13 protein-coding genes are annotated in these 12,237 nt (G+C 64.5%); 1 reads left to right on the forward strand and 12 read right to left on the reverse strand.

Going from position 1 to position 12,237, the window contains the following annotated elements; translation table 11 throughout:
* Positions 1–37 precede the first annotated feature (37 nt).
* The 6 genes from phoB to FIV09_RS09085 all read right to left on the reverse strand — a co-directional run bounded on the left by phoB (position 38) and on the right by FIV09_RS09085 (position 6,264).
* Positions 38–727, reverse strand: a complete 690-nt coding sequence (gene phoB / locus FIV09_RS09060; protein ID WP_152449634.1) for a phosphate regulon transcriptional regulator PhoB — start codon at positions 725–727, stop codon at positions 38–40.
* A gap of 6 nt (positions 728–733) precedes the next feature.
* The gene (gene phoU, locus FIV09_RS09065; RefSeq protein ID WP_152449635.1) at positions 734–1,468 is read right to left on the reverse strand and encodes a phosphate signaling complex protein PhoU; all 735 of its coding nucleotides are present in this window, start codon (positions 1,466–1,468) and stop codon (positions 734–736) included.
* Between the two features lie 3 nt (positions 1,469–1,471).
* Positions 1,472–2,272 (reverse strand): phosphate ABC transporter ATP-binding protein PstB, encoded by an 801-nt coding sequence (pstB, locus tag FIV09_RS09070; RefSeq protein ID WP_152449636.1) that lies wholly within the window; start codon positions 2,270–2,272, stop codon positions 1,472–1,474.
* Positions 2,273–2,283: 11 nt separating this feature from the next.
* Positions 2,284–3,645, reverse strand: coding sequence for a phosphate ABC transporter permease PstA (pstA, locus tag FIV09_RS09075; protein WP_152449637.1), 1,362 nt, complete (start codon positions 3,643–3,645; stop codon positions 2,284–2,286).
* On the reverse strand, positions 3,642–5,123 hold the full coding sequence (gene pstC, locus FIV09_RS09080; RefSeq protein ID WP_152449638.1) for a phosphate ABC transporter permease subunit PstC: 1,482 nt from the start codon (positions 5,121–5,123) through the stop codon (positions 3,642–3,644). The genes pstA and pstC overlap by 4 nt, the downstream gene beginning before the upstream one ends.
* Positions 5,124–5,238: 115 nt before the next feature.
* Positions 5,239–6,264, reverse strand: a complete 1,026-nt coding sequence (locus FIV09_RS09085; RefSeq protein ID WP_152449639.1) for a PstS family phosphate ABC transporter substrate-binding protein — start codon at positions 6,262–6,264, stop codon at positions 5,239–5,241.
* A 279-nt stretch (positions 6,265–6,543) separates the two neighbouring features.
* On the opposite strand from FIV09_RS09085, the gene FIV09_RS09090 reads away from it, so the two are divergent.
* The gene (locus FIV09_RS09090) at positions 6,544–7,227 is read left to right on the forward strand and encodes a hemolysin III family protein (protein ID WP_152449640.1); all 684 of its coding nucleotides are present in this window, start codon (positions 6,544–6,546) and stop codon (positions 7,225–7,227) included.
* 35 nt (positions 7,228–7,262) lie between these two features.
* Here FIV09_RS09090 and FIV09_RS09095 read toward each other — a convergent pair whose 3' ends face one another.
* The 6 genes from FIV09_RS09095 to FIV09_RS09120 all read right to left on the reverse strand — a co-directional run bounded on the left by FIV09_RS09095 (position 7,263) and on the right by FIV09_RS09120 (position 12,189).
* Positions 7,263–7,751, reverse strand: coding sequence for a histidine phosphatase family protein (locus FIV09_RS09095; protein ID WP_152449641.1), 489 nt, complete (start codon positions 7,749–7,751; stop codon positions 7,263–7,265).
* A gap of 68 nt (positions 7,752–7,819) precedes the next feature.
* On the reverse strand, positions 7,820–8,836 hold the full coding sequence (locus FIV09_RS09100) for a cell wall metabolism sensor histidine kinase WalK (RefSeq protein WP_152449642.1): 1,017 nt from the start codon (positions 8,834–8,836) through the stop codon (positions 7,820–7,822).
* Between the two features lie 4 nt (positions 8,837–8,840).
* Positions 8,841–10,028, reverse strand: coding sequence for a PLP-dependent aspartate aminotransferase family protein (locus FIV09_RS09105; RefSeq protein ID WP_254702338.1), 1,188 nt, complete (start codon positions 10,026–10,028; stop codon positions 8,841–8,843).
* A gap of 99 nt (positions 10,029–10,127) precedes the next feature.
* On the reverse strand, positions 10,128–10,649 hold the full coding sequence (locus tag FIV09_RS09110) for a gamma carbonic anhydrase family protein (protein ID WP_152449643.1): 522 nt from the start codon (positions 10,647–10,649) through the stop codon (positions 10,128–10,130).
* Positions 10,646–11,293 carry a guanylate kinase gene (gene gmk, locus FIV09_RS09115; RefSeq protein WP_152449644.1) on the reverse strand — a complete coding sequence of 216 codons (648 nt, stop codon included), beginning with the start codon at positions 11,291–11,293 and terminating at the stop codon, positions 10,646–10,648. The genes FIV09_RS09110 and gmk overlap by 4 nt, the downstream gene beginning before the upstream one ends.
* A 5-nt stretch (positions 11,294–11,298) precedes the next feature.
* Positions 11,299–12,189: a YicC/YloC family endoribonuclease gene (locus tag FIV09_RS09120; RefSeq protein WP_152449645.1), complete on the reverse strand. Its 891-nt coding sequence runs from the start codon at positions 12,187–12,189 to the stop codon at positions 11,299–11,301.
* Positions 12,190–12,237 lie beyond the last annotated feature (48 nt).

Here is a 12,237-nt window from a genome sequence, read left to right on the forward strand (position 1 = left end):
GGTGCAGACCTAATGCTGCAATGCGGCGATGCAATGACTAACCCAATGCGTAGCCCGCGCCGCGGACCGTGCGTAGCACATCGGTCCCACCATGTTGCGCGAGCGCCTTGCGCAGACGCCCCACATGCACGTCGACGGTGCGGGTGTCGACATAGACATCCCGGCCCCAAACCCGATCCAGAAGCTGATCCCGGCTCCAGACTCGGCCCGGCTTCTCCATGAAGGTCGACAGGAGACGAAACTCGGTCGGGCCAAGCTTCAGCGGCTGGCCTGCGCGGGTCACGCGATGGGTCTCGGCATCGAGGCGGATATCGTCGAATTGCAGCGCCTGCCCCGCCGCCGAGGGACGCGTCCGGCGCAATTGCGCCCGCACACGGGCCATCAGCTCGATCACGGAATAAGGCTTCACGACGTAATCATCCGCACCCGTCTCAAGCCCGCGGACGCGGTCCACTTCCTCGGCCCGCGCCGACAGCATGATGACGGGAACGTCGCGCGTCTCTGGCCGGATCTTGATCTGCCTGCAGACCTCGATGCCCGACAGTTTGGGCAGCATCCAGTCGAGGATCACGAGGTCGGGCCGGTCTTCCTCGAAAAGCATGACGGCTTCCTCGCCGTCGCCCGCGCGAGAGACGTCGAAGCCCTCGGCCTCCAGGTTATAGGCGAGGACCTCGCGCTGTGCGGCCTCGTCCTCGACCAACAGAACGGTGGGTTTGCCGCCGGACATGCCTGATTATCCCTGATCCACGTCCAGCGAATACGCCGGATCGAAAGAGGTCCGGTCCGCCTTTTCGCGCGGGGTGTCGGGGTGTTCGCCGGAGACGACGAAGACCACCTGCTCCGCGATGGAGGTGATGTGATCCCCCATGCGTTCGATGTTCTTGGCGATGAAATGCAGATGCATGCAGGCGGTGATCGAGCGGGGATCTTCCAGCATGAAGGTCAGAAGCTCCCGGAAGAGCGTGTTGTACATCTGGTCGATCTCGCCGTCGCGGTCGATCACGTCGCGCGCCAGGTCCGCATCGCGCTGGATATAGGCGTCGAGCGCGTCCTTGAGCATGCGCTCCACATCCCGCGCCATGCGGCGCAGCGACTTGGCCGAACCGTTGACCGGCGGGAATTGCGCCAGAACGGAGGTGCGCTTGGCCATGTTCTTCGACAAATCGCCGATCCGCTCAAGGTTCGCGGACATCCGCATGACCGACAGGACGACGCGCAGATCGGAGGCCTGCGGCGCGCGCAGGGCGATGACGCGCGCGGCCTCGTCGTTGAGGCTGTCTTCCAGCGCGTCGATGGCCTTGTCGCCCGCGCGGACCTGTTCTGCCAGTTCCTCGTCCCGGGTCTCGAGGCTCCGGGCGGAATCGCGGATCGCCGTCTCGACGAGGCCACCCATCTTCATGATCTTGGCCTGGATGCCTTCGAGATCGCGGTCGAAGGCCGAGTGGATGTGCCGGTTCATATCGCTCATGGTCTATCCAATCCGTCCGGTGATGTAGGACTCGGTGCGGCTGTCCTGAGGGTTGGTGAAGATCTTGTCGGTGCTGTCGTATTCCACGAGATTGCCGAGGTGGAAGAACGCGGTCTTCTGACTGACGCGGGCGGCCTGCTGCATGGAGTGGGTGACGATCACCACCGAGTAATCCTGGCGCAGCTCGTCGATGAGCTCCTCGACCTGCCCCGTGGCGATGGGGTCGAGCGCCGAGCACGGCTCGTCCATGAGCAGCACTTCGGGTTCGGTGGCCACGGCGCGCGCGATGCAGAGGCGCTGCTGCTGACCGCCCGAAAGGCCGGTGCCGGGCGCGGCAAGCCGGTCCTTCACCTCGTCCCAAAGGGCCGCGCGGCGCAGGGCCCGCTCGACGATCCCGTCAAGCTCGGCACGGTTCTTGTTGAGACCGTGGATCTTCGGACCATAGGCCACGTTGTCGTAGATCGATTTCGGGAACGGGTTCGGCTTCTGGAAGACCATGCCGACCTTGGCGCGCAATTGCACCGGATCGACGCGCTTGTCGTAGATGTCCTCGTCGTCGATGCGGATATCGCCCTCGACGCGGCAGATGTCGATCGTATCGTTCATCCGGTTCAGGCAGCGCAGGAAGGTCGACTTGCCGCAGCCCGACGGACCGATGAAGGCGGTGACGGTCTTGTCCCTGATCTCGACGGAGACGTCCTTGATGGCGTGGGTGTCGCCGTAGAAGACCTGCACGTCACGTGCCGCAATCTTGATGTCAGTGGCGCTCACTTCGTTCTCCAGGCGTGTTGCTGTGTCGTACATGGTATATCTCCTTACCAGCGGCGCTCAAAGCGGCGGCGCAGGATGATCGCGATTGCGTTCATCACGAACAGGAAGACGAGAAGGATGATGATGCCTCCCCAAGCGCGTTCGTAATAGGCCGGATCGGCGCGCTTCGCCCATTCGAAGATCTGTGCGGGCATGGCCGAGTTCGGATCAAGAAATCCCGAGGAGAACCCGTCCGGATAATTGGTCGCGATATAGCCCACCATGCCGATCAGAAGCAGCGGGGCCGTCTCGCCCAAAGCCTGCGCGAGGCCGATGATCGTCCCGGTCAGGATGCCGGGCATCGCGAGCGGCAGAACATGGTGGAACACCGATTGCATCTTCGAGGCCCCGACGCCCAAGGCCGCATCCCGGATGGAAGGCGGCACGGATTTCAGCGACGCCCGCGTCGAGATCACGATGGTCGGCAGCGTCATCAGCGTCAGCGTCAGACCACCCACAAGCGGGGCCGATTGCGGCAGATGCGCAAACTGGATGAACACGGCAAGACCGAGGATGCCGAAGACGATGGAGGGCACCGCGGCAAGGTTTGAGATATTCACCTCGATGAAGTCGGTGAACATGTTCTGTGGCGCGAATTCCTCGAGGTAGATCGAGGCCGCGACGCCGATGGGCAGCGACAGAATCAGAACCACCAGCATCATGAAGAACGAGCCCAGCATGGCCACGCCCATACCGGCCTGTTCCGGGCGGCTCTCGGAGGCGTCGGAGCCCGTGATGAAGGCCCAGTTGAACACGCGGTCGATCGCGCCCGCTTCGACCAGACCGTCGACCACATCGAGGTGTTCGGGTGTCAGGTTGGGGTCGCGGGCCAGGCTCTCGCGGGTGACGCGGCCTTTCATGTAGCCGTCCACGCGGGAGGAGCCCAGCAGGACGAATTCCTGCGTCGTGCCAATTAGGTCGGGATTGGCCAGGACGGCGTCGCGCACCTGGGCGCCGGCACCGCTCGACAGCATGTCGCGCAGATCGCCGCCATCCGTGATCTCGGTCGCGATGCCCGCGTCGGCGACGGCCCGCTCGAGCGCATCCTCGATCAGGGGATTGTAGCCGAAGGTCGACACCTTCTTGATATCCTCGATATCGCGATTGCCATTCTTGTCGAGCTTCTCTGCCGGCAATTCGATCTGCAGCGTCAGGTAGGTCTGCGTGAAGGCCGGAATGCCGTTGCGCACGATCGCGAAGAGGAGTGCCACGAGGAAGATCAGGCCGACCGCGACAGCGCACATGCCATAGAGCCGGAAACGCTTCTCGGCGGCATTGCGGCGCTTGGTCTGGTCGGTTTCCTTCAGCAGAGAGCCGTAGCGCTTGGCACCGCTCTCGGGCAGGGAAGCGGAGGTTGCATCGGTCATTCGAATTGCTCCCGGTAGCGGCGGACGATCCATAGGGCGAAGATGTTGAGGCCAAGGGTGATCACGAAGAGCGACATGCCGAGCGCGAAGGCCACGAGCGTCTCGGGGCTGTTGAACTCACCGTCGCCGGTCAGCTGGCTGACGATCTTGGCTGTCACGGTCGTCATCGCCTCGAAGGGGTTCAGTGACAGCGAGGCTGCGGCCCCTGCCCCGAGCACGACGATCATGGTCTCGCCGATGGCGCGGGACGCGGCCAGAAGGATCGCGCCCACGATCCCCGGCAGCGCGGCGGGCAGGATCACCTGGCGGATCGTCTCGGAATGCGTGGCCCCAAGGCCGAGCGAGCCGTCCCGCATCGCCTGAGGCACCGCGTTGATGATATCGTCGGAAAGCGACGACACGAACGGGATCAGCATGATCCCCATGACAAGGCCCGCGGTCATGGCGGCGGTCCCGCCGGACATCCAGTTGACGCCCAGAAGCCCGTCATTGCCGAACACATCCAGTAAGAGCGGCCCGACGATCAGCAGCGCGAAGAGACCGTAGACGATGGTGGGGATACCGGCCAGCACCTCGATCAGCGGCTTGGCAAAGGTCCGCACCCGGTGAGAGGCGTATTCCGACAGGTAGATCGCCGAGAAAAGCCCAAGCGGCACGGCCACGGCCAGCGCGATGACGGAGATGAACATCGTGCCCCACAGCAGCGGCAGAAAGCCCAGATCGGACGCGCCCCCGCGCCCGGAGAAGCTGGGCTGCCAGATCGTTCCGAAGAAGAAGTCATCCGCCGGGAAGCGGGAGAAGAAATCGACCGTGTTGAAAATGAGCGAGAAGATGATGCCCAGCGTCGTCAGGATCGCAACGCAGGCCGCGGCGATCAGAAGCGCAAGGGTCGCGCGCTCCACAAAGGTGCGGGCGCGGAAATCCTTCTGCGTCATCATGTAGGCCGCGCCGAAACTCGCGACGGCCACGATCAACACGAGGACCGACCGCCAGATGTCGGCCGTGCCGGTCACGTTGCGATATTGCTGCGCGAGACGCAGTGTGGTCGCGTCCACGTCCGAACCAAGCGCCACACCGACACTGGCCAGTTGCTCCCGCACATCGGCGCTTTCGGTGCTGAGGTTATTGGCCTCGGCCGCGCTCATCGCGCCCTGGGCCACGGCCGCATCGAGCCCGTTGGCCACGCGGCGGATATCGGCCATCGCAAGCGACCGCTCCCCTGCCTGCGACTGGATCTCGGCGGGCAAGCCCCCCGACACATAGACATCGGTGAAGATCGGCTGCGCGATGAGCCAGACGGCCAGCAGACCCAGCGCAGGGCCGGCCGCGGCCAGGGCGGCATTGGCGCCATAATAGCTCGGAAGCGAATGCAGGACGCGACGGTCATGACCGGCAGATGCCAGGGCCCGCGATTTGGCGAGGAAATAACCGGCAAACGCGATGGCCAGTACGATCAGAAAGATCCAGCTTGCGGGCATCTGAAACAGGCCTTCTGTCTAGATTAGGAGGCACTGCACCCGGACGGACATCGTGTCGCCGGGTGCAGAGGATAATGCAGGATGCGGTGGTCCGAAGACCACCGCGCCGCCCTTATTACAGGGTCTCTTCGTTGGCCACCTTTTCCTGAGTAGCGCTCAGTTCCGGGTCGGAGACAAGGCCGTAGTTCGACAGCGGACCGTCGGGTCCTGCGATCTCGTCGGAGATGAAGAATTCCGCGAATTCCTTCAGGCCGGGGATCACGCCGATATGCGCCTTCTTGATGAAGAAGAACAGCGGACGCGAGACCGGGTATTCGCCCGACGCGATGGTGTCGGTGTTAGGCTCAACGCCGCCCATGGTGGCCACTTTCAGCGAGTCGGTATTGTTCTCGTAGAATGCGAGGCCGAAGACGCCGATGCCGTTGGGGTTGGAGTCCACGCGAGCGAGGGTCTCGGTGTAGTCGCCGTCGATGTCGACGGTGATGCCGTTGCCGCGCACGTCGATGCACGCATCTTCGGCGTCGTCCTCGGACATGCCGCCATCCATCATCGCCTGCATGGCGCCGGTGTCTTCACAGCCCTGCAGCAGGACGTTGTCTTCGAAGACTTCACGCGTGCCGTGCTTGGTGCCGGGGATGAAGGCCAGGATGTCGGCTGCCGGCAGATCGGAGTTGAAATCTGCCCACTGGGTGTGCGGGTTGTCGACGATCTCGCCGTCAACCAGAACCTGCGCGCCGAGCGCGTTGAAGATGTCGGCCGCTTCGAATGCGGTGAAGGCCGGGCCGTCGATCTGGCTGGCGAAGACGATGCCGTCATAGCCGATGCGCACTTCGATGATGTCGTCGACGCCGTTCTCGGTGCACACTTCGATGTCGCTTTCGCGGATCGGCCGCGAGGAGTTCGCGATGTCGATGGTGTTCTCGCCCACGCCCTCACAGAAGCGCTTGAGACCGGCCGAGGAACCACCGGATTCGACCACGGGCGTCGGGAAATCGAAGTTCTCGCCGAAAGCTTCCGCCACGATCGAGGCGTAAGGCAGAACCGTCGAGGAACCGGCCACCTGCACATTGTCGCGCGACTGCGCGAAGGCGGGTGCTGCGACGGCCAGAGCCAGCGCGGAAACGGTAAGTGTCTTGGTCATAGTCACTCCATTCGAGTGTGTTTTGTCATTGGCAGCGGGCCCAAACCCGAGCCCCCGTGACGCCGACCTATTGGCGTTGCGCTAAGCTTTTGTGACACGCATGTAACGGTTTCATGACAAATCGCGCCTCAAGGGCATTCCCGGCGCAGTCACGAATTCCTTTACGCAAGGTTAATTTTGGGAATACCGCCCGCTTGCATTAGTATTTTGTTGTCTAGTTTCGCTTATTTGACGTGGAACAGTCACAAAACCGGCAATTTGGACGAGTATGGGAATCGTATGACCCGCGATCTGACATATTGGGGCGCCGCGCTCCACGGAGGCCAGCCGCTGCCGGTGCGGGCCTGGGTGTCGGATGCAATCGTGAATGTCAGCGGCTTGATTCTGTCACTGGGCTCTGCGGCCTATCTTCTGGGACATGCAGCACATCAGGGCGCCGATTTCGGCGTCCTTTTTGCATTATCCGCCTATTCCGCAGCACTCGTGGCCAGCTTCCTGGCATCGCTCGTTTACAATTCCGGTCCCTGGCATTCGGTGCGCCCGCTTTTGCGCAGGCTCGATCACGCGGCGATCTACATAAAGATCAGCGGCACCGCGACGCCCTTCGTCGTCATGCTGTCGACCCCCATCGCGCTCAGCATGCTGGCCCTCGTCTGGACCCTCGCGCTTTATGGCGCCTCACGGAAGCTGTTCTTCTGGCAGAACCCCAGCCGTTGGGACCCGCTGATCTATCTCGGGCTCGCGTGGTTCTCTGCCGCGCCGATGATCGCCCTGCCCGGCCTCGTGCCGTGGCAGACGATTGCGCTGATGGCGGCGGGCGGCGGGCTCTACACGTCTGGCGTGTTGATCTATGTGCAGCACGATTGGCCTTATGCGCGGGCGCTCTGGCACCTTTTCGTGCTGGCCGCATCGGGATCGTTCTACGCGGCCCTGCTGATCGGCGCTCCCGGCACGCTCTATTAAGCGCAGGCTAAATCACCCACTCGAAACCCGCAGGATCAGGCGCCGAAGCGCTCCATGGCGACGGTCACGCGGCCCTCGGCGTCAGCACTGACAAAGGCGATATCGCCGTAAGCCAGCGGTGCAGACCCCGGCAGCCCTATGGCCTCCCACATCGGGGCGAGATTGCCCTTGTTGCCGACCCAGAGGATCGTGCGTCCCGCATTGCCCGGAAGAATTCTGCGCGCGACGTTGGAATCCGGCACCGTTTCCACGGGCAGACCTTTCTGGTCCGCCACGGGCTGCGCGGTCAGAACGTTGCGCGTGTAGCTTGTCGAATAGATCCGGTCGATCGGCGTGGCGGCCAACCGTGCTGCCAGCGCGGCCGCCCGTGCCTGCCCGGCTGCGGTCAGGGCATCCCCATCTTTTTCGCCGTGGCGCACCATGATCAATGTCGTGCCCGGCGGCACGGCGACATCGGTATCGCGCGTCGCGCAGCCCGCCAGCACCAAAGCGCCCAGTCCAAAAACCATCTGACGTCTTTGCATGCCCCTGCTCCTTCCCTTGTCCCTCCGCGCAGTCTGCAACGAGATCGACAATGGGCAAAGCCCCGCACTCAGCAGGGCAGGACGATCCGCACCTCGAGACCCTGCCCCGGCTCCGACATCAGGTGGATGCGTCCCCGGTGGCGATTCACGATGTGCTTCACGATCGCGAGGCCAAGACCCGTGCCGCCCTTTTCGCGCGACCGGTGCGAATCGACGCGGTAAAACCGCTCCGTCAGGCGCGGGAGGTGCTGCGGATCGAGGCCGGGGCCCGTGTCGCGCACCGACAATCGCACGCCATCTCCGCGCAGCCGCGCCTCGAAAGCGGGGCCGGTCAGGGTGATCGACACCCGCGCATCACTGCCCGAATACTTGATCGCGTTTTCCAGAAGATTGACGAGGACCTGCCGCAGCTGATCGGCATCTCCACGGACGGGCGCCGCCTCGGGGGCGATGATATCGACCGTGATCCCGGCATCCTCCGTCAGGCGCGACAGCCCCAGCACGACAGAGCGTACGAGCGGCACCAGATCGACGGAGTCCTTGGGCCGCACCCGTTCCTCGGCTTCCACACGGCTCAGCGACAGAAGATCCGCGATCAGGCGGTTCATGCGCTCGGCCTCGGCCGCCATCACGTCGAGAAAGCGCGCGCGCGCCGCCTCGTCGCTGCGTGCAGGCCCCTTCAGCGTCTCGATAAAGGAGGTGAGCGCCGTCAGCGGCGTCTTCAATTCGTGACTGACATTGGCGACGAAATCGCGCCGCATCGCGTTCGATTGCGCAAGCGGCGTCTCGTCCTCGAAGGCGACAAGGACCGCGCCCTCGTCCACCGGCCCGACGGCGACCTTGAAGGTCGTGTCCTGTTCCCCGTCATTGGTCAGATAGCCGGCCGTGCGCGCCTGCGCATCGCGCATGACCGCCTCGACCGCATCGAGAACGCCCGGCTGGCGCAGGGCGGTGATGAAGTGGCGTCCCTCGATCGTCGGGCCCAGAAGCGCCTTGGCGGCCGCATTGGCGGCCTCGATCCGCTCGTCCCGGCGGATGATCAGGGCAGGCAGCGGCAGCGCATCCAGGATCGACTTCGGTGTCATGACATCAGGCCGCCCCGGACCGCGCCGCAGCCAGCCCCGCATCGAACGCCGCCAGCAGCGCTTCGGGCTCCTCGAGGCCGACGGAGACGCGGAAGAAGCCTTCGGAAATGCCGAGCTTCGCCCGCGCCTCGGGGCTCAGCGCCCGGTGCGACGAGGACGCGGGATGCGACAGCGTCGTGCTCACATCACCCAGCGTCGGCGCAAAGGCCAGCACGTCCGCGCCCTTGGTAAAGGCATTGGCCGCAGCGCGCCCGCCTTCGATCTCGAAACTGACCATGTTGCAGCCCTGCCCCTTCAGGAGCCCTTGCGCGCGATCCCGGTCCGGGTGATCCGCCCGCGTCGGGTAGAGAACGCGCGTCACACCCGCCTGCCCGGCCAGATGCGCCGCCAGCCGCTCCGCCGTCTCCTGCGTGCGGGCAAAGCGCAGACCGAAGGTCATGAGACCCCGTTCCGCGAGCCAGCAATCGAAGGGCGACGGCGTCATGCCCGTCGTGACCGCGAAATCGTAGATCGCCTTGCGCTGCGCGGGATCCTTCGCCGCGACCCAGCCCAGCGTCACGTCCGAATGGCCGGCAAGAAGCTTCGTCACGGAGTGGATCACGATGTCCGCGCCGTGATCGACCGGACGGATCGCGGTGGGCGTGGTGAAGGTGTTGTCCACCACGAGCGTCACGCCCTTGGCGCGGCACAGCTCCGCGATGCCGTCGATATCGGCCACCCGCAGCGTGGGGTTCGAGACGACCTCGATCAGGACGAGCTTCGTCTCGGGCCGCAGAGCGGCGGCGAACGCGGCGGCATCAGTCGGATCCGCGAGCGAGGTCGCGATACCCAAGCGCGGCAGGTCTTCGTTCATGAGGCGCAGCGAGCGCCCGTAAAGCTGATCGCCGCCAAGCACGTGATCACCCGCCCGGCACAGGCCCATCAGAACCGCCGTGACAGCCGCCATGCCGGAGCCCAGCGTCAGGCCGTCTTCCATCCCCTCCATCCGGGCGATGGCATTGGCCAGAAGCGTCGCGTTGGGATGGCCTTCGCGCGCATAGGTGTAGCCCTGCACCCGGCCCTCATATTGCGCATCAAGCGCGTCCGGCGTCTCGGACGCATAGACGACCGAGGGCTGAATGCCGTTCACCACCGGGCGCGACGCGCCGGGTTCGAGGATGTCGGGACGCATGAGCGTGCGTTTTGTGGCCATGAGGGCGCTCCGTTTTTTGGCGCGGGCGCATGGCCCCGCGCGTGTCTTGTCATCTCTGGGGCTTAAACGCGCCCGGGAGGTGCGAAATGCGTTATCGTGTCAAAGCGCGCGCAGGCCCTTGCGGAACCGGGCGGCATTGGCCTGGTAGCGGCGGGCCGACTCGCGCAACGCTTCGATGGCGGCTTCGTCAAGCTCGCGGACCACCTTGCCCGGCATGCCCATGGCAAGGCTGCCATCCGGGATTTCCTTGTTCTCGGTGATGAGCGCGCCCGCGCCGATCAGGCAATTCTTGCCGATCTTCGCGCCGTTCAGGATCGTGGCGCCCATGCCGATCAGGGTGTTTTCACCGATCTTGCAGCCATGCAGCATGACCTTGTGACCGATGGTGCAGCCGGGCCCGATGATCAGCGGCGATCCGGGATCGGTGTGGCAGACGACGTTTTCCTGCACATTGCTGCCCGCGCCCACCACGATCGGTTCATTGTCGCCGCGCAGCGTCGTGCAGAACCAGATCGAAGACCCGGCCTCAAGCGTCACGTCCCCGATCACGTTGGCATCGGGGGCGACCCAGGCATCTTCCGCCAGCTTGGGCGTCAAATCATCCAGCGCGTAGAGCGTCATGTCCGTCCCTCCTCGAATTCCATCTGCAGATTGCGCACATGCTCGGTCAGTCCCGGCTGCTGCATCCGTTTCAGCCGCGAAGCCGCGACGATGGATTTCAGCTGCGCTTGCGTCTCGTCCTGACCTTTATTCACCAGCACGTAGTCATAGCCATCCCAATGGCTGATCTCGTCCCAGCTTTTCAGCATGCGCTTTTCGATGATCTCCGGCCCGTCCTGGCCGCGCCCCTCGAGCCGCCGCTTCAGCTCCGCGATGGAGGGCGGCAACAGGAAGATCGACAGCGTGTGGGGCGCGAGAGCGGAGTTCCGGATCTGCTGCGCGCCCTGCCAGTCGATGTCGAACAGGACGTCGCGCCCGGACTCGATTGCCTCCGAGACGGCAGCCTTGGGCGAGCCGTAGAAATTGCCGAAGACGTGGGCGTGTTCCAGCATCTCGCCCTCGGCGACCATGCGCTTGAACTCGGCCTCCGAGACGAAGTGGTAATCCTCGCCATCGACCTCGCCCTTGCGGGGTGGCCGCGTCGTGGCCGAGACGGAGAAGACGATATTCTCGTCCCAGTGGCGCATTGCCCGCGCCATGGTGGATTTGCCCGCACCCGAAGGCGAAGAAAGGATGATGAGAAGGCCGCGCCGCGTCGCTTGCATAGAGGTTATTCCACGTTCTGAACCTGTTCGCGCATCTGGTCGATGAGCGTCTTCAATTCGAGACCCACTTCCGTCAGGGGCGCCGATTGCGCCTTGGAGCAGAGCGTATTGGCCTCACGGTTGAATTCCTGCATCAGGAAATCGAGCTTGCGGCCCACAGCGCCGTCGGCCTCCAGCATGGCGCGGGCTGCCTCGACATGGGCGCGCAGGCGGTCGATCTCCTCGGTCACGTCGGCCTTGACGGCGATCATCGCGAGTTCCTGGGCGATCCGCGCCTCGTCGATGCCGTCGACATTCTCGGTCACGCGCGCAAGCTGGCTCCGCAGCCTTTCCGTCTGATCCGCCCTACGCGCCTCGGCCCGGCGCGCAGCCTCTTCGGTCAGCTCCGAAATGCGGACCAATTGGCCATCGAGGATCGCGCGCAGCGCCTGGCCTTCGGTCTCGCGCGCGGCCACGAAGGCTGCGAGGACCGTCTCGAAATCCGCCAGCAGCGCGGCACGCAGCGCGTCGATATCCGGCACGGGCTGGGTGTCTTCCATCACGCCGCGCAGACCCAGGATGTCGGTGGGCGACGGTGCCGTGAGGCTGACGCCCTGCACCCGCGCCTCCGCCTCGACGCTGCCGATTGCGGCCAGCACGTCGCTCAGCACGTCGGAATTGACGCCAAGTTTTCCGGCGCCGCCATCGGCGGCCAGTTTCAGATTGACCGAGACGGAGCCCCGGGTGATGCGCGCCTGCAGCCCCTTGCGCAAGGCAGGCTCCAGCCCGTCGATCCAGTCCGGGACACGCATCCGCAGATCGAGCCCCTTGCCGTTCACCGACCGGATATCCCAACTCCAGCCGAAACCGTGTCCGGCCCCTTCGAGTGCGGCAAATCCCGTCATCGACTGGCGCATCGTTGCGCGCTCCTCATCCCTTTGCGTCCGATATCGGCTACAGGAGCC

Origin of the sequence: Roseivivax sp. THAF197b (genome assembly GCF_009363255.1) — a bacterium.
Lineage (GTDB): Bacteria > Pseudomonadota > Alphaproteobacteria > Rhodobacterales > Rhodobacteraceae > Roseivivax.